The following is a 25,193-nucleotide window of genomic DNA, read 5'->3' on the forward strand; positions in this document are numbered from 1 at the left end:
GGAAATAAGAGGGGCGCAAGGGGCCGCTGGTCGGTCGCGATCAAAATGTGGGAGCGGGCTTGCTCGCGAATGCGGAGGGTCAGCCACCTGATGCCTTGCCTGACACGCCCTCTTCGCGAGCAACCCCGCTCCCACAGGCGTAGTGCGCTGCCTGCAAAAACTCGCACATTCCCCACCACCAACTAAGCTCAGACTCCCATAAAAAAACACCGAGCAACCGGCCATGGACCACCCCACCGAGACCTTCCGCGCCCGTTACCGCGCCACTGTCGCGCCCCACTACAACCCTTGGCTGCACGCCAGTTTCGTGTTCGGCTACTGCATCGTGTGCATCGCCCTGGCCTGGTCATCCACACATCAGATCAGCGCTGTGCAATGGCTGACCGTGCCGCTGACCCTGGTGTTCTTCAACCTCTGCATCTACCTGGTCCACCGCCACCTCGGCCACCATAAACACGGGTTGGCCCGGCTGTTTTATGCGCGCCACACCGGCGACCATCACAGCTTCTTCACCCCTGGCCACATGACCTACGACAGCCCCCGGGATTGGCGGGTGATCCTGTTCCCAGCCTGGCTGATCGTGCTGCACAGCCTGGCAATCACCCTGCCCGCCTGGTGGCTGCTCAAGCACTGGAGCCCCAACGTTGCCGGGCTGTTCGCCGTCTGCATGATCCTCGGTTATTTGCTTTACGAAGTGTTTCACGCCTGCGAGCACCTGCCCGCCGACCATCCGGTGGCGCGCCTGCCGTGGTTGCGCCAGATGCACCAACTGCACGCCCTGCATCACCGCCGGGAGCTGATGCAGGGGCGCAATTTCAATATCGTCCTCCCGCTGATGGATTACCTGTTCGGCACCCTGCACTGGGAGCCGCGCACCCACGACAACCAGGAATCGTCATGAGTACCCGTCCAAAAAAACTGCGTCATCTGTTGTTCTTGCTGTTTCTGGCGGTGATCGCCTTTTTGCTGTTGATGCCCACCAAAGTCCAGCCGGTGAACTGGACGCCGCCCAAGGCCCCCTCGATGAAGGACGGCCCCTATGCCGAGAACCAGCGCCTCAAAGGCGTGCAGAAAATCGGCGCCCAGGACATCGCCGGGCCCGAGGCCCTGCTGTTGGATGCCCAGGGCTACCTGATCAGTGGCCTGCATGACGGACGCATCATCCGCACCTCGCCCGACAGCCGCAGCCTGGAAGTGCTGGCCAACACCGGTGGGCGGCCGTTGGGCATGGCGCTGCACCCGGACGGGCGCTTGATCATTGCCGATGGGGTCAAGGGTTTGCTGGCGCTGGAGACCGATCGCCAACTGACCACCCTGAGCACCAGCGCCAATGGCGTCGCCCTGGGTTTCACCGATGACGTGACCGTGGACGCCAGCGGGCGTTATGCCTATTTCAGCGACGCCTCGAGCCGCTGGGGTTACGGCCAGGACGGTGAGGCGGTGATTGAGCACGGCGGCGACGGTCGGCTGTTGCGCTATGACTTCAGCAACGGCACCACCGAGGTTTTGCTGGACCAACTGCAGTTCGCCAACGGCGTCGCCTTGGGCCCGGATGAACACTACGTGCTGGTGAATGAGACCGGTGCCTATCGCATCAGCCGTTACTGGCTCAAAGGTGAGCACGCCGGCACCCATGATCTGTTTATCGATAACCTGCCGGGCCTGCCGGACAACCTCAGCTTCAACGGGCAGGACCGCTTCTGGGTGGCGCTCTACTCGCCGCGCAATCCGCTGTTGGACAGCTTTGCCGGCTACCCTCTGCTGCGCAAGGTGATGGTGCGCGCGCTGATGGTGGTGCCCAAGCCCATCGAGCGCAAAGCCTTCGTGCTGGGGCTGGATACCGAGGGCAAGGTCATCGCCAACCTGCAGGATGGCAGTGCCGGCAACTACTCACCCATCACCACCGCGCGCGAGTATGGCGACTGGTTGTACCTGGGTTCATTGAAGAGCACGAGCATGGCGCGATTGCCGTTGGCGCTGGCATTGGCGGGAGAATAGAAAAGGGGCAGCCTCGTCAGGCTGCCCCTCTTCACTGACGCCGTTGTATCAGTGAACGATGTTCTGGGTGCAGATATGCCCGAACGTTACGTAAGGCACATTCTCGCCTCCCACACCCACACCAGGGAACTCATCCAACTCGATACGCCAGCCGCCGAAGTTGAAGGTGGTGTCCCAGGTGTACGTCACACCGGTGCTGCTGTCTGGATACTGCACACGGTACTCGCCAAAGCAGTCACCGATAGCCGCACTGGCCAGGGAGTTACCCGCACTGTTGGTGGTGGCCTTGAAGTCGGTCCAATTGAAATCGGCACCTTCGAAGTGTTTATCGATGCGCAGCACCGGCGTAACGCCCAGCAGCGGTGCACCCGTGGAGTCGGACCAGTTGGTGGTCCAGTTCACTGTACGTGCGGCCTGGGTCGCCATCCAGAATATCGACGCGGGCACCCGCACGACGTTGTCACCCTTCACATCCGACGTGTTCAGCCGCGGCGTGGAGCCGAGGCTCAGTTGGTAGTGCTTGGTCGGGTCCTGAACCACAGCCGGATTGGCCCGCACACGCACCTTCACGGTGGTGCCCGGGGTGACACTCGGGTAGGTCGAGGTCGAGCCAGCAGGAACCGTAACCCAGTTGACACCATCAAAACGGTCGAAAATCCACTGGTTACGGCTGCCACTCGCGTCACCGGCCAGGTACATGCTCACGCTCTGGCCACGGACGGCCTTGAAGTCGAAGTAGTCGACGTCGTTGGCGTTGTCGAGGTTGCCGGTGACCTTGTTCATCGAGTCCGGCAGCACAAAGGCCGTTTGTGGCGTGTCATTAGGCTCGTAGGCATCGATGTTGGTGTCCACCGCCACGCCAAAACTGAACTGCGAATTGTTGGCGACCTTGGCGACCATGTACCAATAGTAATCACCGGCCGGCAGAACACCGTTGAGATAATCATCGGTATTGCCCGCCGCATCAGCGGAGCCCACCACGCTCAAATTGCCCTGGCCGTCGTCCTGGAACAGGGTCAACGACATGTCGGTGCCCGCACTCTGGTTGACCAGTTGCACCTGGACCCGCGCATTATGTGGGAGGTTGAAGTGGTACGCGAACTCTTCACCCTGGGCCACACCGTTGATGGTGTAGAGGGTGTTGATATCCAAGGTGGGGAACAGCGGTACAAAGTCAGCGACGGCGGCGCTTTTCGGCTCGACTTGGCTCGGCTTTTTCAACTCGCCGACCACGCTGTTGAACGGCGCGGATTTGACCGCCTGGGTAACGGCCTTGGACTGACCGGTCTTGGCCGCCTGGAGTTTTTGCTTGAGGCTGGCCGGCACCTTAGCCGCGTCCAGCTTGCCGCCGGATTTGAGCGCTTTGTCCACGGCCTGTTTGACCGCTTCGGCGCTGAGTTTCTGAGGGGTTTGCTCGGCCAGGGCAAAGGCCGAAACGAAGCAGGAGGCCGCCATGGCCGCGCCCAGCATAAAGGCTTTTTTCGATTTCATTTTTTATCCATCCATAGTTAAAAAGTGAAGCTCAGGTGACATCCGGTCACCTGGGATGGAATCTAGGATATAACTGGATGGATGTACAGTATTTTTTGAAAAAATTTCAATTTCTATGGAATGGGAATGTCACACCACCAGCGCCAGAAGCTCCAGACCGCTGTTGCAATCAACCACATGAACCCAAGGTAATAGGGCCAAACTACCCAGCGCTTAAGCGATATGGGAATGGAAGCCAGCTCCGCCTCAGTCACCACCCCAGCTTTCAGATGGCGCTTTGAATCTGAAAGCATTTCAGCAATCAGCATCATGCGATATTGCCTGTCGATCCAACGGTTTCGGCTCCAAAATCGCTTGTTGCCGCAGACCATTTCGTTTTGGCTGAAGTAACTCTCCACCTCGTCGAGCTTTGTGTATTCGACAAAAAAACCCAGCCCCAAAACGACAAACACTCCTGCAAAATGCACAAGGGTGAAAGCAAGAAAAAACGACACGGTTAAGCTCCCTCCGGCACAAAGATCACATCCCCATTGGCGTCTTGGATCTTTCCACCCAATAAAGCAGTTTCATGACTAAGAGCATTACCTACGGTCTGACCACCCGCAGCGCCGCCAATAATTGCGCATGCAAGCTCACCGCGCCCCTTCATCGCAATCCCCAAAAACATGCGACAACCACGAATCGCAAGTTTGGCACCGTACTTTCCTCCTACCGCGGCCCCCGACACTCCCCCCACCAACCGCCCCGTCTCCACATACTTCGCCCTTCTACACTGCGCCTCCCTCCCCTCCACACACGCCTCCTTGATCTCCAACCCCGCCACCCCCACATCCAGCGCCAACCCCACATAAGTCCCTTTGCCCAACCACTTCGACATCTGCGCAATCTCCCGCATCCGCTTCGCATACCCCGCAATCTCACCTTTATGCAGATAGCTCTTGGTCGACAGGCCCAACACCTTTTTCAACGACTCATTGCCCTGCAACCCCGTGCCCAACCGCGCCGCGCCTTGCAGTTGCACTTCCAGCCGCCGAAACAACGCCTGGCGCTGCTGGATAAACGCTGCCCTGTCTAAAGCACCGTCTTTCAACCGCTGATGCAAGCGCTCGATGTCTTCCAATGTTTGCGCTACCTCTTCCAGATGCCGCGCCCAGGCCGACGTCGCACTGCCGATGCCAATCGAGCCCTTCGCCATGAAACTCTGCAGCAAGTCATAGTTGTCGATCACCGCCGTACCGGCCGCTGCACGCCTCTCCAAGTGACGACTTACCTGCTCGGCATGCCGCATCAACCAGGCCTCCTCGACCGAACAATTCAAGCTCTGGTTTTCGGGAATAATCACCAGTTGCCCCGGCGCTACCAAGCCGGGGCGCAGGTGCCGGTTCAGCACATCAAAATGAGCGGAACGCTGGCGGCTCAGGGCGCCGCCCATCACCCGGTTTTTCAAACTCTGGTAGTCCGTCGCGCGCTCGTTGATAAAGCTCTGCGCCATGCTTCACATCCCTGATGCGATGAAGATGGCGTCGAAATATAAGCAAGCGCCTACGCCCCGGACACACGTCCAGGGGGGGCAATTTACATTTGGGAAGCTGCCTACGCAGCGAAGAAATACGACCTACAGAAACAACCCTAATACCCGGTCATTTCCAGGTAACCCACCCCACCCTCGAACTGCACCGGACCTTCCCAGTACGGGACTCCCAGGTTCATCCAGGCATTCGGGTTGACCGCTTGTGTGGTGATATCCAGCTGCTTGCCGGGGACTTTCAGCGACCAGCGAGTGGGGATCTTGCGCCCTTCAATGGCCGTCGTTTCCAGCGGCGTCAGTTGGATATCCGCGTTGTGCAGGGTCTGGGTCTGGCCCTCGCGATCAATCCAGGTGCCGGTCAGGTAGGACGCGCCGTCGGTTTGCCGCACCCGGAACAGCATCAACTGTTCGCCCCGGTCCAGGTGCAGGGAAAACCAGTCCCAGCCGGTCTGGCTGGCGGTCAGCGGTTGGCTGCTCCACTCGCGGTCGAGCCAGGCCGGGCCGGTGACTTGATACACCTTGCCATCGATGCTGACGCTGCCATTGGCACTGAAAAACGGCTGGCTGTAGTAGTACGACGCCTGGCCCTGGTCGGATTTGCGGCTGTAGCCATTGTCGCCTTGCAGCACCAGTGGACGACTGGAGGTCAGGTGCAGGTCGTAGGCGAACTGGGCGCCGCTGGCCTTGAGTTGCATGTCCGCCAGGCTGCTGTTGGCGCCGGGGCGGGTGGCGAAATTCCAGTCGTCGATCCAGGCGTTGAACGGCACCGCCTGGGCCCCGGCCTGGCCGACGCCACCGCGCGCATAACGTTCGGCGGCGTAGTGGTGGGTGGCGGACGTCACGGCGGCGTGGCCCAGCCAGATCGTCGAGTCGTGCCAGCCCGCCTGCGTGGGCCCGGCCTTGAGGGCATTGCGAAACAGCGTCCATTGCACGCCGAATACGTTGCCGTGTTCATCCTTGAGATTGGCGGTGACGTACCACCACTCGATCCGAAAGCCGGCGTGGGGGCCATGGTCCTCGGGGAAGCTGAACACCTTGCCAGGCACCACTTGGGCAAAGTCTGCCGCGTCACTGCCCAGGCCGGCGAAGCTCTCCTGTGGCGCGGGGACTTTGTCGCATGCGGCCAATAACAAGCACGTCCACAGCAGGTACTTAATCTTCATTGGCAAACGTCCTCAACAAATCCGCAGGACGGCTGCGGTACAACTGCCACAACGGCCAGGCCGACGCCAGCAAGGTCGCCAGCATCGCCAGCCCGAGCAATTGCGCGAGTTGCCATGGGAACACCTGCAGCGGCAGGCGCCAGCCAAACGCCTGCACATTGATCACCGCATCCAGGCACCAGGCCAGCAGCAGGCCGAGGGGCAACGCCAGGATCAGTGTGAGCACCGCCAGCAGCCAGGTCTGGCCGAGGTTGAGCAGCATCAACTGTCGACGCGTGACACCCAATGCCCACAGTGGCGCGAGTTGGCCGAGCCGGCTTTGGCTCTGGGTCAACAGGCTGATAAACAGCGCCACACCGGCTACGCCCAGGGTCAGGCTGTTCAAGGCGGCGGTGGCGGCGAAGGTGCGTTCGAACACCTGGCTCGACCAGCCCTTGAGTTGTTGCTGATCGACGATACGGCTGTCGTCCAGGGCAAAGGCGCGTTGCACCTCGCGCACCAGCGGGGCCACATCCGTCGGCGCGACCCGCAGGTTGAAACGCGCCGGTGACAGCGTCGGCCAGTGCGCCAGCAGGTGTTGGTCATTGACCAGCACATGGCCCTTGGGGTTGCCGTAGTCGGCGTAGACCCCCACCACTTTCGGCGCCCACACACCTTGGGGCGTGGGAATGCTCACGCTATCGCCCAGCCTCACGTCGAGCCGGCGCGCCAGTTGTTCGCTGAGCATCAGGGTGTCGCCTTGCTGCAACTGGTCCCACGGGTCAGGGGACGCCTCCAGCAGCGGCCAGTGCTGACGATAGGTCGGGTCGTCGACCACGCCAAACAGGTCCGCCGGCCAGCCTTGCACCTGCACGGCGACCTGCCAGGTGGGCAGCACGGTTTGCACCAACGGTTGCCGCGCCAGCCAGGTGCCGAGTTGCTGCGCCTGGGCCGGGGTTTGTGGGTTGAGATACAACTCGGCGGTGAGGCGTTGCTCCAGCCAGTTGTTGAAGGTGTGACGAAACCCCGAGGTCATCGACCCCGCACCGATGTTCGCCGCCAGGGCCAACAACAGCGCCATCAGGGCCAGGCTCAAGGCTGGCAATTGCTGGCGGCAATCTGCCAGGAACCATTGGCCGAGCACCGAATGGCTGCGCCCCAACACCGCCTTGAGCAGGCCATTGAGCACCACCGGCAACCCCAGGGCGGCGCCGAGCAGCAACGCCGCCATCAGCACAAAGCCGGCAGCCAGGCTGTTGCCCAACCACAGTGCCAGCAGCGCGGTCAGCAGCGCCGCACTGGCCACCCAACCCTGGCGACGCAACCAGCGTCCATGGGCTTCATGCCACGCCTGGGCGTTGGCCAGCGCCAGCAAAGGCAATCGCGCCGCCCGCCACAGGCTGCTGGCGCCGGCCAGCAAAGCGCCGAGCAGGCTCAAGCCCAACCCCGCGCCCCACCACCAGGGGCTGAGGCTCAACTGCCCCGGCACCTCGGCGCCATATAACCCGCGCAGGCTGGCGGCCACATCCGGCAGCAACAGGCTGGCCAACAGGTAACCGCTGGCCACACCCAACACGCCGCCCAGCAATGAGAGCACGCCCAGTTCCACGCTGAGGCTGGCGATCAACATCCGCACACTGACGCCACACGCCCGCAGGGTACGCAGCAGTCCACGCCGTTGCTCCAGGGCCAGGCCGATGGCGGCGTGCACGATAAACAGCCCGACCACAAAGGACAGGAAACCCAGCGCATCAAGGTTCAGGTGAAAGCTCTCGGTGAGGCGCGCGAGGTTATTGTCCTCGCCCTGCTTGAGTTGCAGCCCGGTGGGCGGTATCGGGTGGGCGGCGGCGAACGCCTTGTCCACCAGCAGGTGCGACAGGCGCCCCGACATCTCCAGCAGCGGCTGAGCAAAACCGATATCGGTGAGCAACAGGCCGGGGGCCATATCTGCTTGGGCTTGCAGCGGCGGCAGTGTGTGACCACTCAGGGTGGTCGGTTGCTGACCTTCGTGCAGGCCCAAAGCCTGCAGGGTTTGCGGCGCGATCCAGGTACGCCCCGGCGGCTCGAAAAACGCCAGCATCTGCGCCTGGCTCAAACGCTGCCCCGCCACCGCACCGCTGCCGGGCAACGACACCGGGTCGATGCCCATCAGTTGCAGGCGCACGTCTGCCTGCCCCGTGAGCTGTACGCGGCCCTGCACCACCGGCGACACCGGCCACCCGGCACGCCGCAATTGGGCAAAGACGGCTTGGTCGACACTGGCCCTGTCCGGCGTACCGAGGCTGGCTTGGGGTTCGCCGCCGATCAGTTGGCTGGCGCGGGCATAGCTGTCACGCGCCTGGCTGTTGAGGGCTTGCACGCCGACCAGCAGCGCAGTGGCCAGCCACAGGCCGGTGAGCACGCTGAAAAATTGCACGGGATGCCGCCGCCAGTGGCTCAGCAACGCGCGCAGAGTCCAATGAAACACCGCCATATCAGGCCGCGCCCGCAGGCACGACACGGCCGCGATGTAGCACCACCTGCTGGTCCAGGCGGGCGGCGATGCGCGGGCTGTGAGTGACCATCAGCAGGCTGGTGGGGCTGTCACGCAGCAAGTCCAGCAGCAGTTGCAGCACCTCGTCGCTGGTGGCTTCGTCAAGGTTGCCGGTGGGTTCATCAGCCAACAAAAGGCCTGGCCGTGACGCCAATGCGCGCCCCACCGCCACCCGTTGCTGCTGGCCGCCGGAGAGCTGTTCCGGGTAACGCTTGAGCAAATCCCCCAGCCCCAGGCGTTCAACCAGTTGCGCCTGCCACTGCGGGTCAAACCGCCCGGCCAGGCGTGCCTGGAACGCCAGGTTGTCCTCGACCCGCAGACTGCCAATGAGGTTGAACTGCTGGAACACCAGGCCGATTTCGGTGCGCCGCCAATGGGCCAGTTGCGCTTCGCTGAGGTGGTCGAGGCGCTGCTCGCCCACCTGGATGCTGCCGCCATCCAGCCGGTCGAGTCCGGCCACCAGGTGCAGCAAGGTGCTCTTGCCGCTGCCCGACTCGCCCATCAGCGCCAGGCTGCTGCGCTCGGCCAGGTGCAGGTCCACACCGGCCAACACCGCCAATGGCCCCTGAGGGGTGGCATAGCTTTTGAACACACCTTGCACCTGCAACATGACAACACTCGTTTGATGGGCGGCAATCGAGAATAACGGCTGGCGCTCCACGCCACGCAAATTTTTCACATGGATTTCACCGGCTGCCCACCCACGCCTCTTTAAATTACCCGCCATGGGTCATTCGTCGGCAACTTGTTAGTTGCCTCGCCTGACAACTTTTTAACCGCAACATGTTCAGCGAAAAGACAGCCGCCGTGTGACAGCCTCCAGCATCACTGCGGCATTCGCCAACCCGTTGCGCCTAATTAATACAAGATTGCCAACACTGCCCATGGTGAATGAAGTGGTTGACCTTACCCTGACCAAACCGCGCTCGCGATGGGCCTTTATCAAGCGCCTGCAACGGCTGTGGCTGGGAATGCTGGTGGTGGCGTTGCTGCTCGCCGCCAGCCTGCTCTGGCACGCTTCACCCAAGGACCTGGGCATCGGCAACCGCCTGCTGACCTCCCACGTGCTGCCCCTCTGGCGCGACGGCGATTTGATCGTGCTGGTGCGCCACGAAGAGCGTTGCGACCGCTCGACCAACCCATGCCTGGGCCCGGTGGAAGGCCTGACGATCCACGGCAGCCAGCAGGCCGAGACCCTCGGCAAAGCCTTTAAAACATTGGGCATGGAGGGCAGCGACGTACTGGCCAGCCCCGCCATCCGCACCGCCCAGACCCTGCGCTTCATGTTCGGCAAAAACGAGTTGACCTCCGGCCAGCAAGCCGTCTGCGGCGCGGCCATGGGTGAGGAATTGCTCAGCCACAAAACCCCCGGACGCAACCTGGTGTTCGTCACCCACAGCGGCTGCATTGCCGACTTCGAAAACAGCCTGGGCTTCCCCCACGCCGCCTTCCCCCAGTACGGCAGCGCGCTGTTCGTGCAGGTATTGCCCCACGGTAAATTCAAGACCCTGGGCATCGTCAACAACCCGGATTGGCCCGCCGCGTTAAAACAACTCTAATCACTTTCCTGTCTGTTTGTTCAGCAAAAAGACAGGCCTGCTCTGGCATGTTTAGTTGCGCCTTTTAACTAAGGACGTCATGAATATTTCCTGCAACTCAGTGACCGTTGTGACTTTTTCTTCCACGACTTTATTAGTTCAAACTTCTTCCACTAAACGTCAGGGAGCGACGTTTGCATGACTCGATTAAAACCGCTGCCGGTCTTACTGCTGGCCTTTGTCGCGTTCTACCTGCTGCCCCTGGGCCTGCACGGCCTGTGGATACCCGACGAGACCCGCTACGCGCAGATCAGCCAGGAAATGCTCCAGAGCGGCAATTGGATCGCGCCGCACTTCATGGGGATCCGCTATTTTGAAAAGCCTGCCGGCGGCTACTGGTTGATCGCCCTCGGCCAGGCGGTGTTTGGCCAGAACCTGTTCGGTGTGCGCATCGCCTCGGCGCTGACCACCGGCCTGAGCGTGCTGCTCGCCTACCTGATCGCCCGTCGCCTGTGGAATGACCCGCGCAAAAGCTTCGCCTGCGCCCTGCTCTACCTGAGCTTCGGCCTGGTGGCTGGCCAAGCTGGCTATTCCAACCTGGACCCGCTTTTCACCCTGTGGGTCAACCTGAGCCTGGTGGCCCTGTGGTTTGCCCTCGACAGCACCACCCAACGCGGCCGCTTGTGGGCCTGGGCCGTGGTGGGGTTGGCCTGTGCGTTGGGTTTCTTGACCAAGGGTTTCCTGGCCTGGGTGCTGCCGGTGCTGATTGCCCTGCCCTACATGCTCTGGCAACGCCGCCTGGGCGAACTGCTGCGCTACGGCCCGTTGGCGATACTGGTAGCGGTTTTGGTGTGCCTGCCGTGGGCACTGGCGATCCACCTCCAAGAACCAGACTTCTGGCGCTTCTTTTTCTGGAATGAACACATTCGCCGCTTCAGCGCCGACAACGCGCAACACGTGCGGCCGTGGTGGTTCTTCCTGCCAATCATTGCTGCGTCATGCCTGCCCTGGGCAGGGCTGTTGCCCAGCACCCTACGCACAACCTGGCAGCAAAAGCGCCAGCCGGCCATCGCCTTCATGGCCCTGTGGCTGCTGCTGCCGCTGGGCTTCTTCAGCCTGAGCAACGGCAAGTTGCCGACCTACATCATGCCGTGCCTGCTGCCCCTCGCGCTATTGATGGGGCACACCCTGACGGACCTGATCAACCGGCACAAAGCCCGCACGATCTGCCTCAATGGCCTGCTCAACTTCGTGATCGGCATGGCCGCCATGATCGGCCTGATCTACCTGCAAATCGCCCGGCCGTTGTACAGCAACAGCCACGCCGAGATGTTCAGCCTGTCCCTGGCCTTTATCGTGTTGCTGGTGTGGATCCTCGCCAACCTGCTGCAAGCGTTCCGGCCGTTGACGCTGTGGGCCATGCCCGCCCTGGGCATCGGCCTGCTGGTGATATTGCTGCCGGCAAGCATGCCCGCCTGGATCGCGGACAACGAAATGCCCGACCAGTTTGTGCTCGAACACTTGGAGGAACTGCAGCAGACTCAAGCGCTGCTGAGCAATGAATTGGAGAGTGCCAGCGCCCTGGCCTGGCGCCTGAATCGCCCGGACGTGGCGCTGTATGACACCGAGGGCGAGCTGCGCTATGGCTTGCAATACGCGGGTTCGGCACATCGCAAAGTGGAATTGGAAGCGGTCCAGGCCTGGCTCAAGGCCGCCCGCCAGCGTGGCTCGGTGGGCGTGCTGATGCGGGTCAACAGCACCAGTGAAATGCGCGAGGCGGGGCAATTACCGCCGGGTGGCAAGCGCTATTACAAGGGCTATCTGGAGCTGATTGTGTACCCGCAATTGCCTTGAGATCAGCGCGGCGTGGTCTTGGCCGGGTCCGTCACGTCAACCGGCGCGACGTTGCTGGCCAACCCCGCCACCTGCTCCTGCACCGCCCGCCCCTCCGCCCGGTTGCGGATGAACCCGGCCCGGGTGAAGCGCTCCAGAAACGGTACCGGCAACGCCTTGTTGGGCGTCACTGCTGGCTGCTCGGCCCTGTCGCCAAACAAGGTGTACGCCGCACTCGGCAAGTGCCGGGTATTGAGGTCGCTGGTCAGGCGACCCTCCTGCAACACAATCGCACGGTTGGTGACCCGTTGCAGGTCGGACAGGCGCTGGGAGATGTAGAGGATGGCCACGCCCCGCGCGCGCTGGCTGTCGATCAAGCCCAGCAGGCGTTCGGCGTCGGCTTCCGAGAGGGCGGCGGTGGGTTCGTCGAGGATCAGCAACCTGGGCTGCTGGGCAAAGGCGCGGGCCAGTACTAGCAACTGCCGGTCCGCCGGGTTGAGGCGTTCGACCGGGTGTTGCAGCGGCAGGTCCAGGCCCAGCCCGGCGGCAATGGCTTCGGCGCGATGCAGCAGGCTTTTGCGGTTAAGCAGGAAGTCTGCGTCAGGCTGCCCCAGCTCATCGAGCAACAGGTTCTCGGCCACACTCAGGCCAGGGGCGATGGCGTCGTCGGGGCATTGGTGCACGGCGACGATGCCGACTCGGCGCGCCGATAACGGTGAGGTAAAACGTTGGCGTTGCCCATCGACCCACAACTCACCAGCATCCGGCACCAGGGTGCCGCTGAGGATGCGCACCAGGGTCGATTTGCCCGCCCCCTTGGCACCCAGCAACGCCACGCCCTCGCCCAGGTAAATATCCAGGCTGACCTGATCGAGGGCCCGTTGGGCACCAAAGGTCTTGCACAGGTCACGCAGGCGGAGCAAGGGCTCGGGGTTGCTCATGGCTGATCTCTAAGGCGGAACGATGACTCATTACAACACGCCAGGGCGCTGATTTATTCAGAACAACAATGAGTTAGGTCCCGAATTAAATGCATTACCTCATGAACAATCCAATAGCTGAATCGCATAGCAGAAATATTTTGAGTTATAAGACCCTTGCCCGCAGTGTGTTGAATGCTTTCAGCACGGCCTCCGGTTTCTCCAGCATCAACGGGTGACCGCAGGCTTCCAGCACCTGGAACTCGGCATTCCGCAATTGCCCTGCCAGGGCCTGACCACCGCTGGCGGGCGTCAGGCCATCGCTGTCACCGGCCAGGACACTGACGGGCAGCACCAAGGTGGGGATGTGTTCGGCCTGCGGCCACTCGGCGTTTTTGGTCAGGGCCTTGAACATGTGCAGGCCGTTGCGCTGGGTGAGTTTTTCTTCATAGGCCACCAGTGCAGCGTCCGCCGAGGCATGCCCGGCGCGCTCGCGAAAGCCCTTGGCCAACGCCGGCCGCAGCCATTCCAGAAGCCACGCCGGCAGCGACATCAAGCCGCCACTGACCACCGGCTGGTACAACTGGGAGCCCAACAGCAGCGCCGCGTCAATCGGCACCGAGGGCTTGGCCAGCAGCGCACTGAGGCTCAGGCCGGTGCCAAAGGAATGCGCCACGATCAGGTTTCGCGCACCGCCATAGCGTTGCAGGATGGCCAGGTAGTCAGCCACCAGTTCGGCCCAGGCGTAGGCTTGGTCATCACGCCGATTGCGCCAGGTGCCGAAATCCCTTCGATCTACTTCGGAGGTGCTTGCGAAGCCGCCGAGCGTGTCGGCGCTGCCCACGGGCAAACCTACCTGATGTGGTGCGAGCCCCCGGCGATGATCGCCGAACGCATCCAGCGCATGCGCGACCTCGCCGCCGCCCAGGGCCGCACCCTGCGCTTTGGCCTGCGCCTGCACGTGTTCGCCGCCCCCACCGATGAAGCGGCGTGGGCGCATGTCGAACGGCTGCTGGAGGAATTCCCCAAGGACGCCATCGACCAGGCCCAACGACAGATGGCGACGTATGAGTCTGTAGGCCAGAGCCGCCAGACACAACTGATGCAAGGCCGCGGGCGCAGCGCACGGGAGCTGGAAGTGTCAGCCAACCTGTGGGCAGGTGTGGGCCTGGTACGCGGCGGCGCCGGCACCGCGCTGGTGGGCAGTTATGCGCGGGTAGCGGAACGGATCGAGGAGTATCACCAGCTGGGGGTGGACAGTTTCATCCTGTCCGGTTTCCCCCATCTGGAAGAAGCGATTCATGTGGGTGCGCAGGTGTTGCCGTTATTGCGCAAGATTGGCACGGCACAACCCGCTGGGGTGGGGCTCAAGGCCTGAAGATAAACGGGTTGACCACCGGCCCCCCCAGCACCTGCAAGCCGCCGACCAATTGCACCAGGCTCCCTGAATTGATCGCCCGAGTGAGCATCGGGCGCAGGTTCCCAGGCAGATTGCCGCGTAACGCCCACTGGCTCGGCGGTGCAGTGGCGATATTCGGCATGTACTCACTCTGGAGGAGATACAGGGTCAGCCAGTACAGAGTGTCTTGGCCCGGTCGCCTGAACAGCAGTTCATTGGAGGCAGGCATTTCGAAGGTTTCATAGCGGCTGCGGTTGAGCAACGTCCGCATCACCGCCCGCATGCTATGGGCCGAGGGCGATCGCAGGACGCTGTCGACCAACACCCGCGGAATACGATCAACCCGAAACCAGAGGATCGAGAACTGCCCCAGCAACTCGCGTAAAAACCAGGTTGAATTCATACTGCGCGGCAACGGGGTCATCAGTTGCAGCGGGTCCCCCAACATCGGTACGCCGGCGCGTTCCCAGGTCGACCAATCCTGCAGAACGCTCGCCATCTGCCTGTGCCCGCCAACAGTCATGCCGCGAGGGTTGGCGTGGTCGAACAAGGCCGTGGCCAGGCTTGTAATGCTACGCTGCTTGAATTGTCGAAATACTCGCATGAGGTAGGGCGTCATTGGCCCGCTAAAAGGCAGGTTCAAGACGACCTGCCATCGGCTAATGTCACTCGCCCATATCGCAACCCTCGGCTGGTTGAGCGGCTGCAGGCGCAACAGCCTCTCCCATTGAGCAAACGTTCCCGGCCCCCCTTCAGAAGGGGTAATCAACACATCCATGCGTGAAGCGTTGGAATCGGGCAAGGTCCGGTAGTATAAGCCATCTATTTCAATGTATTCCGTCGCCGCCTGCCCAGACTCGGCACCACCATGGCGCGCGCTTCTAGGCCTCGAGAGCATCAGTTGCAGATCATCCGGCGCCAGGGCCTGTGCCCACCCTGCGACGTGCTGATGGGAAGGGCTTACGGGAGTGGTTGCCGGACGTTCAGGGAGTACGATTACGCTCCCGCGACTGGGACCCGGCGTTGGTTCGGGTGCCGGACGCTCACGCGGCACGATAACGCTTGCGCGACTAGGTCCCGGCGTTGGCTCGAGTGGCACTGCAACCGATGAAGTGTGTCCGTGCAGCCCACTCAAGCTCTCGACAAACTGCCGGGAACTGATGTTGAGGTACAACCTGACGAAGTCGTCCGAAACCTTGCCGGTGGTGCGCAGTTGATGGACTAACACCATTTCCAGATTGGGCCGAGCACCCTGCGGAAAAGCGAACAGATCAAATGCACGCCGTGCCTCGGCTTGACTCATCGCTGGGCATAGCGCCATGAGTGCCGCTTCGGCCGGAGTTGGATCAGGCGCACCACCGTGCAACCCCCGCCAAGGTGAACGGACCTCCCAGGCGCCCTGGCTGTTTCTGCGGATGGCCTCGTGGTGATAGGCGTGAGGCTTTCGCGCATCCCTGAGCCGCCACACTGTGTTGTCGTTGTCCCTGAAGATCGAATACCAATGCCCCTTGTCCTCGAGAAAGTGCTGGGCGGCGCCCGACACCGGGTCGTTGCGGGTAAAAACCCCTTGGCCTTCCCAACCGTCGAGCGGCGTGACACCGTCGGGCTTTTTCGCCAGCGCCTTCTTGGCGTTCAGCCCCAGTCCGGCCGGAGCGGGTCGGCGTATGGAAGCAGCGCCTATTGCGCCATCCAGCACCGCCCCCAACAGCTCGCCGATGGAGCGCACCACGTAGTGCGCGGCACCTGCCCGCTCCCCGGCCTGCGCGGCCTCTACCGCACTGATTACCGACAACGCGCAGCGGGCCAGGCCGATCGGCAACATGATCTTGATCGGTAGCACCATAGACACGACATCCAGGCCCAGCGTCAGCAGCGTCGAGGCGGTTTCCCAGTTGGTTTCCTGGGTGCTCGTCGTTTGCATGCCAGCCTGATTGATCACTGCCGAAGCCTCCAGTTGATAGGCCTCCTCCAGGACGTTACCGGCAATTCTTTCCAGCATGATCAACGCGGCACTCACTCGACCGCGCAAGCTGGTGCGAAGGCGTGGGCGCGCACTCAGCGGAACCCGCTCGACCAAATAGTCACGCCAGGCACTGTGGTTGATAAAGTCGCGGTATAGGGTCGAGGTGTCCGGGTATTCGTGGAACCGGCGCCCCCCTTGCGCCTGGGCGGTGTACACCACCTTGTTCGACACGCTCGCGGTCGCCGAAGAGAACACAAGCACTCCACGCACCCGCTCACCCCGAAGCTTCAAACCTTGCACCAGTATCCGGTGCCCTTCGACCTGTCGCCGCTGGTCGGTATCTTCAGGGCATTCGAGTACGCTCATCACCCAGTGATAGCCACGGTCCGTACGATCCGGCAGAAAATCGCCGGCCATTTTGGCTTCGAGGGCATCGGCCCGCAGTTGCAAATGCATCAGCTGTACATACTGCAATTGGTCAGCGAGCGCCGTGGACGACGTCACCAGGCGGTCCTTCAAGAATCGCTCATAGCTGTCGCCGATATTGACCTTGCGCACCAGTGCTTTGACCTGTGCCGTGGTGAGGGCCGAATAGGGCTCGCCGTCCTGCCCGATCAACTGGGAATACTCCGCAAACTTGGCTTCCAGGCCGCTGACATTTTCCAAGGCCAACGCCGTCAGCGAGCGTTTGTGTAGCGTGAACACCTGCGTCCCCGGGGGCGCAGGCTGCGGCTTGCCGCCCGGAATAAAACTGCCTGGTTGCCGAGGCGCATAGTCCTTGGTGTGGACCATGATGTGATCGGGGTTCACCGTCAGGCCATGCTCGGCCTCCAGGACGATGCGCACTTGCGTGTTGCTGTATTCCAGGAGTTTCGCCGGGTCACTGAACTGCGCCAGGTCGGGCAAGCCGTCCACTTCGGACAGACTCACCAACGCATCGCAATAGGCGCGCGTCGCAGCTTCCCACGCCTGCACGTCGGCGGGGAGCGCCCCCTTGAGAAAGTCCTTGATCTGCGCCTGAGTCCGTTTCTGCAAACGGGCCATGAGGGTGCTGGAAGCCCCGAACGTATCTCGCACGCTCAGCAACTGCTCCAGGCTCTGCGGCAGATCGCCGATCTCGGCACCACTATCGGGATCCTGGTACCGCGCGAGCATGTCAGCGACGTCATGCTGAGCCTTTTCAAAAAGTGCATCGAGGCTGTAGAGGAAGACAGACTCCAACCGTTCCTGATAGCGAATACGATCCTGTCGAGCCGGCTGCTCAGCCATCGCCAAGCCGCGCGCCTGGTCCTTATAAGCTAACAGCGCGAGCAGATCGCTGGACTCGGCACTGTTGTGCAAACGTCGGTGCAGTTCTCGATCGAGGCTGGCCAAGGAATCGAACCCTTCAACGCCACTGCCCGGCAGATACAACAGCACGGCGCCCACATTGGCCTGTGACTCAACCGGGCGCACCTGGGGTGGCTTGACGGCGTCCACGGGCAACACCTTGTCGTCATCCTGATCGCGGGTCGTGATGACAAACGCTCCGTACAGTGGAATATCACCCGCTGGCCCGTCGTTGATGGCCACACCATAGACACACGGCCGATACCCGTCGAGACGCTGCCTGGACACAGCATCGGGATGACGTGTCACGAGGTCGAACAGCAACTCGTCAGACAAGGCAAGTACCCCATCGGCCTTGAGCAGTTGGACCTCGACCTTGAGCATTTCCACGCGTTTTTGCACCAGCCACTGCTTGCGCGAACGCGAATCCGTGGCACTGAGCGGCGCTCGCCAGTAGCGCTCATGAAACTGCTTGAACGCGCCGAAAAAACCCTCGGCCAAGGTGTCGAGGAAGCGGTCGAACGCGGCGATGCCCAGACCCGAAACCGGCACCAGGCCCTCTTGATCCACAGCCGCTCGATGCAGACTGGTTTCAGCGCTGGCGTAGTCCGCGGGCGCCTTGGCGACCAGGCGCGTCACCACCGCATCCATCAACGTGGGCCACAGCACCAGAATATTATCCAGCACGCCCTGGGGCACCGCTTCAGGCGCATGGGTGGGAACTGTCTCAGCGCTCGGCGTTGCTTTAGCGACCGACTTGATAAACGTGGTGCACAGGTCGACAGGTTCCTTCAAATCACTGAACGTCCGGTCGAACTCAGCCTGCACGAAGACCTGGAACCCCGGTTGCGACTCCAGCGGTTCCAGCAACTGGATGCTCAATATTTCCAGACGGCGTGCCAGCCGGGTTTGTAAGGGGGTATCGCGGGCGTCCACCAGGCGCGTCAACGCGATGGATACGGGGGCACCATAGTGCATGGGCTAGGCCTCGGGAAAAATGAGAAGGCCACAGCTTGCCCCTCTCCCGGTTGCCAGGGGCCATGCACAATTAGTTCACACCTACCCGCCGGCGTTCGCTCATGGTTTGTAAAGGCTCGCCGCACCGCAGCGCTGCAGACACCTCGCTCCATCAAGCACCCGGTTGATGCCATCGCCGGCAAGCCAGCTCCCACATTTTTGAATCGCGGGACAACCGTTAGAGAGTGGTCGTCAGCCAGGCCGCCTTCGCGAACAAGTCAGCTCCCACCCTTGATCCGGTTTACACCCGACCAGTGAAGTAGCAACCCAGCCCGCGCACCCCCACATCAAATCCTGCGCCGCCGACCCAGCTGAGGAATCGCCGCCTGAGGCACCTCCACACGCCGCACCTGCGTCGCCGTCTGCGCAGCCAATTGCGCCAATGTCGGATAACTGAACACACTCCGCGCGTCCACCTCCAACCCCGCCTTGCGCATCCGCGCCACCAGATTCACCGCCAGCAACGAATGCCCCCCCAACTCAAAGAAATGGTCATGCCGCCCCACCCGCTCCAGCTTCAGCACCTGCGCCCACACCCCAGCCATCAACGTTTCCACCTCCCCGACCGGCGCTTCATAGGCACGACTCACCACCGACCCCAAGCCCGGCTCCGGCAAAGCCTTGCGATCCAGCTTGCCCGCCGGATTAAGCGGCAAGACCTCCAGTTGCACAAAAGCCGCCGGCACCATGTACTCCGGCAATTGCTCCAACACATGGGCACGCAAGGCCTCCAGGCTCGGCGCCGGCCCCCGCAGGGTGAAATACGCCACCAAGCGCTCATCGCGAATCAACACCGCCACTTCACGCAACGCCGGGTGCGCCGCCAGGCGTGCTTCGATCTCCCCCAACTCCAGGCGCAGCCCACGCAGCTTGACCTGGAAGTCGTTGCGCCCAAGAAACGCCAGGCTGCCATCCGGCAGATAACGCACCAGGTCGCCGGTGCGGTACAGCCGGTCCCCCTCGACAAACGGGCTGTCGATAAAACGCTCGGCCGTCATCTGCTCCAGCCCGAGATAACCACGCGCAACCCCAACACCGCCAATATGCAACTGCCCGCTGACACCCATCGGCACCGGCGCATCCTGTTCATCCAGCACATACAAGCGCGTGTTGTTGATCGCCCGGCCAATCGGCAATTGCAGGGCCGGCACCGGCGCGCCAGGCTCCAGGGTCCAGGCGCTGCTGTCCACCGTGGCTTCGGTGGGGCCATAGACATTATGCAAGCGCACCTTGGGCAAGCGCGCTTGCACGCCACGGGCCAGGGCTTCGGTGAGTTCGCCGCCGCCGCACAACACATCGGTGAGGCTGGTGCACAGCGCCGACGCCTCCAGCTCAAGGAATTGCTGCAACATCGCCGGCACAAACTTGATCACCGTGATCTGCTGCTCGCGAATCACCTGCGCCAGGTAGGCAGGCTCGCGATGACCATCGGGCCGCGCCAGGACCAAGCGCATGCCATGGGTGAGCGGCCAGAACAGCTCCCACACCGACCCATCGAAGCTGAACGGCGCCCGCTGCAACAGTGCGCCGCCTTCGGCATTGGGGCAAAGCCGGGAACCCCAGTGCATCAGGTTGCCGAGCCCGCGATGCTCGATCATCACGCCTTTGGGCGTACCGGTGGAGCCCGAGGTGTACATGACGTAGGCCAGGTTGGCGACGCTCAAACCGGGCACAAGCGGGTTGCCGCTGGGTGCCTGGCTCCAGGCGCAGTGGTCGAAGTCGATCACCGGGATCGACACCTCACCCGGCACGTCGCGGGTGGCGGCGTGCACCAGCAACGCGACCGGTTGGCTGTCCTGAAGCATGTAGGCCAGGCGCTCGCGCGGGTAGCCAGGGTCGAGCGGCACATAGGCACCGCCCGCCTTGAGGATGGCCAGCAGGCCCACCACCAGGTCCAGCCCGCGTTCGACGCACAGCGCGACGCGGGTGTCCGGTTGCACACCGCGTTCACGCAGGTGGAAGGCCAGTTGGTTGGCGCGTTCGTTGAGTTCGCGGTAAGTCAGTTGCCGCTCGCCGGCCTGCACGGCCACGGCATGCGGGATTTGCCGCGCGTGGGCTTCGAACAGCGCCTGCACGGTGAGGTGCTCGGGGTAGTCCGTGGCCGTGGCGTTATAGTCCACCAGCAGGGTATTCAGTTCGCTGGCGGGCAGTACCTGCACGTCACGCAAGGGGCTTTGCGGCATGTGTTCCAGCGCGTCCGCCAAGTTGACCAACGCGGTTTCGAGGTAGTCCAGCAGACGCTCGGCGCCGACCTGGCGCGGGGCCTTGGCCTTGAGGCGAAAACCGCTGGCGATGTCGTCCACGGTCAGCATCAGCGGGTAGCTGAGGATGTCTTCGCTGCTGAGCAAGGCAATGCCCGGTACCAGGGTCAGGTCGCGCTCGGCGTCGGTGTGCCGGTAGTTGAGCAGGCTGTTGAACAGCGGCGACGCGCTGCTGCAGCGTTGGGCCAGCGCAAGGGACGCTTGTTCATGGGCGAGCAAGGCGCTGAGCCGGGTGTGGGTGTCAACGAGCGCATCGGCCACCGTTCGCCCCGCCAGCCGCACCCGCAGCGGCAGGGTGTTGATGAACATGCCCAAGGCCCGGTCGGCGCCCTCGCCCGCTTGCAAACGGCCGAGCAGCACGGTGCCGAACACCACATCATCGCGCCCCGCGACACGGCCAAGCACATGGGCCCAGGCCAGGTGGAACAGGCTGGCGGCGCTCACGCCGACCCCACGGGCCTGCGCACGCAGACGCTGGTTGAGGCTGTCGCTCAATACACGTTCGGCTTCGTCGGTGTGGGCGCGATCCGCCTGGCGTTCCTGCAGGCCGAACGCCAGGGTCGGCTCATCCACATCCCCCAACTGCTCACGGAAAAACGCCTCATGCCCGGCCTGTCGCGCTGGCGAACGGGCTTGCACCACCACATTGCGATACGGCACCGGCGCAGGCAGTTGCGCCTGTTGGCCGAGCAGGTGGGCGCGGATTTCCTGCATCAGGATCGTGGTCGACGTGGCGTCGTTGACCAAGTGATGAAAGCGCAACCGGGCGACCCAGCGCGGGTGTGAAGGCTCTTCGGCATAGTCCAGGGCCATCAGCGGCGCCCGGCGCAAATCCAGCGGCGCAGGGCCTTCGCGCAGCGGTTCGACGCGCAACGGCGCCTGGCGCCACACCACCTGCATCGGTTGCTCCAAGCCCTCCCACACCAGGCTGGTGCGCAGGATGTCGTGGCGATCGATCACCTGTTGCAGGGCCTGGGCAAACGCGTCCAACTGCTCGCGCCGGGCAAAACTGAACTGCGCCTGTTGCTGGTAGGGATCGTGCTCGTCGGTGAGGTGGTGGTAGAGCAAACCTTCCTGCAACGGCGCCAGCGGGTAGATGTCCTGCACATTGGCCGCGCCGCCCGGGATGCTGGCAGCGATGAGGTCACGGATGGCGGGGTCCGGTTCGGCCAGGTCCGTCTCGTCGGCCTCAGTGTATTCACTCGCCGCCGCCAAGGCCGCCAGGGTCGGCTGGCCAAACAGTACCTGCACATCGGCGCGCAGCCCGACCTGGCGCATGCGCTGCACCAGTTGCACCGCCAGGAGCGAATGCCCGCCGAGTTCGAAGAAGTGGTCGTGTCGCCCCACCTGCTGCACGTGCAACAGCTCGGTCCATATCGATGCCAATAAGGTTTCCACCCCGGCGTGCGGCGCTTCATAAACGCGAGTGACGAAGGCGTCCTGGGTCGGTGCCGGCAGCGCCCTGCGGTCGAGTTTGCCGTTGGCGGTCAGGGGCAAGGCGTCGAGTTGCATGTAGGCGGCCGGCAGCATGTAGTCGGGCAACGAGGCTTGCAGGTGGCTGCGCAGGGTCTCGATCTGCACGGCTTCGCGCGGGACAAACCAGGCCAGCAATTGCCCCTCGCGTGCCTGCACCACGGCTTCCTGGATCTGCGGGTGGGTGGCCAGGGCGGATTCGATTTCACCGAGCTCGATGCGCACGCCACGGATTTTGACCTGGTCGTCATTGCGGCCCAGATATTCAAGGTGACCTTGCGGCAGCCAGCGCACCAGGTCGCCGGTGCGGTACAGACGGCCATCGCTGAAGGGGTCGTCCAGAAAACGCTCGGCACTGAGGTCGGGGCGATTCAGATAGCCGCGCGCCACGCCCTGGCCACCCACGTACAACTCACCCGCCACCCCGATGGGCACCGGCCGTTGCTGCGCGTCCAGGACGTGCACACAGGCATTGGCGATGGGCGCGCCGATATGCAGCGGCTCGCCCACGTGCATGCGGCCAGAGGTGGCGACCACCGTGGCTTCGGTGGGGCCATAGTTATTGATCACCGCAAAGGACTGCGCCTGGGGGAACGAACGCAGGCGGTCGCCGCCGATCAGCAGCGTGCGCAGGGTCGGGTGTTGCAAGCCCTGGCTAAACGCGTATTCGGCCACCGGCGTGGGCAGGAAGCACAGGTCCAACGGCTGCGCCTGCCACCAACCGAGCAGCGCGTCGATGTCTTCAGCGCCGTCATGGGCGGGCGGCAGGTGCAGCGTGGCGCCCACACACAGCGCCGGCCAGACTTCCCAGGCCATCGCGTCAAACCCAAAACCGGCGACACTGGCCGTGTGGCTGCCGGCGCGCAGGTCGAAGGCCTGGCAATGCCAGTCCACCAGGTTCGACACACTGTGATGCTCGACCATCACCCCCTTGGGCAAGCCGGTGGAGCCGGAGGTGTAGATCACGTAGGCGAGGTTGGAAGGGCTCACCGCGACACGGGGGTTGGTGCCCAGGTGGAAGGTCGGACGGTCGAGCTGGATCACCGGCACATTCAGCGGCGGCAGGCGCTGCAACAGGTCGTGCTGGGTCAGCACCACCACCGGCTCGCTGTCCTGCAGCAAGTAGTTGATGCGTTCGGCGGGATGGGCCGGGTCCACGGGCACGTAGCAGGCGCCAGACTTGAGAATCGCCAGCAAGCCCACCAGCGTGTCCAGCCCGCGCCGCGCCAGGATCACCACGCGGTCGTCCGGCTGTACACCACGCTCCAGCAGTTGATGCGCCAGGGCGTTGGCTTGCTGGTTGAGTTGCGCGTAAGTCAATTGCCGGCCCTGGTACACCGCCGCCACCGCGTCCGGCGTGCGCTCGGCCTGGGCTTCGATGCGCGCGTGCAGGGTTTGCGGGTGCGCGTTGGGTTGGGCGGTGGCATTCCATTGGTGCAACTGGGCTTGTTCGGCGGGCGTTACCAACGAAAAGTCGCGGATTTTCAGCGTGGTGTCTTCCAGCCCCTGCTCCAGCAGCCAGGTGAAGCGCTGCGTCAGCGCAAGCACTTCGTCGTGCTGGAAGTAGGCTTCGTTGTAGACGCAATGCAGGTACGCGGTGTCCTGATAGCGGTTGCTACGCAGGTGGATGGCCAGCGGCAACGGCTCATGGTGGTTGGACACCTTGATCGCACGGGCCTCGGTCGTGCCGTAGCGCAATTCATGGTCGTCCTGCTCGTAGGACACCGACAGGTCGAACAGCTGGCCGCGATCGCTGCGGCGCAGGCCCAGCGCCCGGTTCATCTCACTCAGGGGGAACCGCTGGTGGCGGAAATCCTGCTTGAGCTGGTCGCGCACCCCGCGCACCAAGGCGCTGAACGGCAACTGCTCATCGAACTGCAGGCGCACCGCGCTGACCTGGGTAAACAGCCCGACGGTGGAACGAAAGCGCGCATTCGAACGGTTGAGAATCGGCAGCCCCACGACCCATTCCTGGCGCTGGGCGGTGCGGGTGAAATACACATGCATCGCCGCCAGCAGCACATGAAACGCCGACGCCTGGTAACGGTTGGCCACGTGTTCCATGCGATTGAGCAGCGCGACCGGGAACGCTTGCAGCAGGGTATTGCTCGAGGCCTTGGCGGCGTGCCGTGGCGTCAGCAGTGGCTCCGGCAACTGCTGGTATTTGTCCAGCCAATAGGCGCGGTCGCGGGCATAGCGGGCCGAGGCGTGGTAGTGAGCATCCGCGTCGATGAAGTCGATGTAGGACGGCGCCAATGGCTCCGATTGGCGGCCGTGTCCCAGGTCGGTGTACAGCCGGGCCAGCGACTGCAGCATCTGGCCGAAGCCCCAGCCATCGAGAATCAAGTGGTGGGCCTGGGTGCCGAGGCGGTAGTGATGGGCACCGAGCTTGACCAGGAAGAAGCGGAACAGCGGCGCGCCCCTCATCACAAAGGGCAAGGCCATTTGCGTTTGCATCAGCGCCTGGCTCGCGGCCTGAGGGTCGGGTGCTGCGGACACATCATGCAGCGCCAGCTCCACGGCCAACGTGGCGGCAAAGGTCTGCCGGGGCAAACCGTCGGCATCGCTGTGCAGTTGCGTGCGCAAGGCGTCGTGCTTGGCCACCAGTCCTTCAAGGGCGCGCTGCATCAGGTCGGCATCGATGGCGCCGGCGAAATCCACATAGCCGCCGATGTTGTACAGCGGCGAGTCGCCCACACGCAGTTGGTCGAGCCAGATGTCCTGTTGGGCGGCGGTGAGGGGGAAGCTGGAGGAATGCTTCATAAGAT

15 protein-coding genes are annotated in these 25,193 nt (G+C 63.0%); 5 read left to right on the forward strand and 10 right to left on the reverse strand.

What is annotated here, in order from left to right; all coding sequences use genetic code 11:
* The first annotated feature begins 223 nt into the window (after positions 1 to 223).
* Together KHP07_RS19730 and KHP07_RS19735 are read left to right on the forward strand one after the other, a co-directional pair.
* On the forward strand, positions 224 to 901 hold the full coding sequence (locus KHP07_RS19730; protein WP_214497835.1) for a sterol desaturase family protein: 678 nt from the start codon (positions 224 to 226) through the stop codon (positions 899 to 901).
* Positions 898 to 1,998, forward strand: a complete 1,101-nt coding sequence (locus tag KHP07_RS19735; protein ID WP_214497836.1) for an SMP-30/gluconolactonase/LRE family protein — start codon at positions 898 to 900, stop codon at positions 1,996 to 1,998. The genes KHP07_RS19730 and KHP07_RS19735 overlap by 4 nt, the downstream gene beginning before the upstream one ends.
* Positions 1,999 to 2,046: 48 nt before the next feature.
* On the opposite strand, the gene KHP07_RS19740 is transcribed toward KHP07_RS19735, so the two are convergent.
* From KHP07_RS19740 to KHP07_RS19765, 6 genes are all read right to left on the reverse strand, one after another.
* The gene (locus KHP07_RS19740) at positions 2,047 to 3,489 is read right to left on the reverse strand and encodes a hypothetical protein (RefSeq protein WP_214497837.1); all 1,443 of its coding nucleotides are present in this window, start codon (positions 3,487 to 3,489) and stop codon (positions 2,047 to 2,049) included.
* 113 nt (positions 3,490 to 3,602) lie between these two features.
* A complete protein-coding gene (locus tag KHP07_RS19745; RefSeq protein WP_099492982.1) occupies positions 3,603 to 3,983 on the reverse strand; it encodes a hypothetical protein in 381 nt (126 codons plus the stop codon).
* A gap of 2 nt (positions 3,984 to 3,985) precedes the next feature.
* Positions 3,986 to 4,981 carry a hypothetical protein gene (locus KHP07_RS19750; RefSeq protein WP_214497838.1) on the reverse strand — a complete coding sequence of 332 codons (996 nt, stop codon included), beginning with the start codon at positions 4,979 to 4,981 and terminating at the stop codon, positions 3,986 to 3,988.
* Positions 4,982 to 5,118: 137 nt separating this feature from the next.
* A complete protein-coding gene (locus KHP07_RS19755) occupies positions 5,119 to 6,180 on the reverse strand; it encodes a lipocalin-like domain-containing protein (protein ID WP_214497839.1) in 1,062 nt (353 codons plus the stop codon).
* A complete protein-coding gene (locus KHP07_RS19760) occupies positions 6,170 to 8,632 on the reverse strand; it encodes an ABC transporter permease (protein ID WP_214497840.1) in 2,463 nt (820 codons plus the stop codon). The genes KHP07_RS19755 and KHP07_RS19760 overlap by 11 nt, the downstream gene beginning before the upstream one ends.
* 1 nt (position 8,633) lies before the next feature.
* Positions 8,634 to 9,302, reverse strand: coding sequence for an ABC transporter ATP-binding protein (locus KHP07_RS19765; protein WP_099492986.1), 669 nt, complete (start codon positions 9,300 to 9,302; stop codon positions 8,634 to 8,636).
* A 274-nt stretch (positions 9,303 to 9,576) separates the two neighbouring features.
* On the opposite strand from KHP07_RS19765, the gene pmrG reads away from it, so the two are divergent.
* Together pmrG and arnT are read left to right on the forward strand one after the other, a co-directional pair.
* Positions 9,577 to 10,251: a lipopolysaccharide core heptose(II)-phosphate phosphatase PmrG gene (gene pmrG / locus KHP07_RS19770; protein WP_214497950.1), complete on the forward strand. Its 675-nt coding sequence runs from the start codon at positions 9,577 to 9,579 to the stop codon at positions 10,249 to 10,251.
* A gap of 177 nt (positions 10,252 to 10,428) precedes the next feature.
* On the forward strand, positions 10,429 to 12,084 hold the full coding sequence (gene arnT, locus KHP07_RS19775; protein ID WP_214497841.1) for a lipid IV(A) 4-amino-4-deoxy-L-arabinosyltransferase: 1,656 nt from the start codon (positions 10,429 to 10,431) through the stop codon (positions 12,082 to 12,084).
* A 2-nt stretch (positions 12,085 to 12,086) separates the two neighbouring features.
* Here the strand turns inward: arnT and KHP07_RS19780 are convergent, their stop codons facing one another.
* Together KHP07_RS19780 and KHP07_RS19785 are read right to left on the reverse strand one after the other, a co-directional pair.
* Positions 12,087 to 13,004 carry an ATP-binding cassette domain-containing protein gene (locus KHP07_RS19780; RefSeq protein ID WP_214497842.1) on the reverse strand — a complete coding sequence of 306 codons (918 nt, stop codon included), beginning with the start codon at positions 13,002 to 13,004 and terminating at the stop codon, positions 12,087 to 12,089.
* A 145-nt stretch (positions 13,005 to 13,149) separates the two neighbouring features.
* Positions 13,150 to 13,827 carry an alpha/beta fold hydrolase gene (locus KHP07_RS19785; protein WP_352152411.1) on the reverse strand — a complete coding sequence of 226 codons (678 nt, stop codon included), beginning with the start codon at positions 13,825 to 13,827 and terminating at the stop codon, positions 13,150 to 13,152.
* On the opposite strand from KHP07_RS19785, the gene KHP07_RS19790 reads away from it, so the two are divergent.
* A complete protein-coding gene (locus KHP07_RS19790) occupies positions 13,735 to 14,361 on the forward strand; it encodes an LLM class flavin-dependent oxidoreductase (RefSeq protein WP_250883631.1) in 627 nt (208 codons plus the stop codon). The two genes, KHP07_RS19785 and KHP07_RS19790, sit on opposite strands and share 93 nt — an antisense overlap.
* Here the strand turns inward: KHP07_RS19790 and KHP07_RS19795 are convergent.
* Together KHP07_RS19795 and KHP07_RS19800 are read right to left on the reverse strand one after the other, a co-directional pair.
* Positions 14,351 to 18,652, reverse strand: a complete 4,302-nt coding sequence (locus tag KHP07_RS19795) for a dermonecrotic toxin domain-containing protein (RefSeq protein ID WP_214497845.1) — start codon at positions 18,650 to 18,652, stop codon at positions 14,351 to 14,353. The genes KHP07_RS19790 and KHP07_RS19795 overlap by 11 nt on opposite strands.
* Positions 18,653 to 18,978: 326 nt before the next feature.
* The gene (locus KHP07_RS19800; RefSeq protein ID WP_214497846.1) at positions 18,979 to 25,188 is read right to left on the reverse strand and encodes a non-ribosomal peptide synthetase; all 6,210 of its coding nucleotides are present in this window, start codon (positions 25,186 to 25,188) and stop codon (positions 18,979 to 18,981) included.
* Between the last annotated feature and the right edge of the window lie 5 nt (positions 25,189 to 25,193).

The sequence above is a fragment of the Pseudomonas sp. VS40 genome, from assembly GCF_018587885.1.
Lineage (GTDB): Bacteria > Pseudomonadota > Gammaproteobacteria > Pseudomonadales > Pseudomonadaceae > Aquipseudomonas > Aquipseudomonas pergaminensis.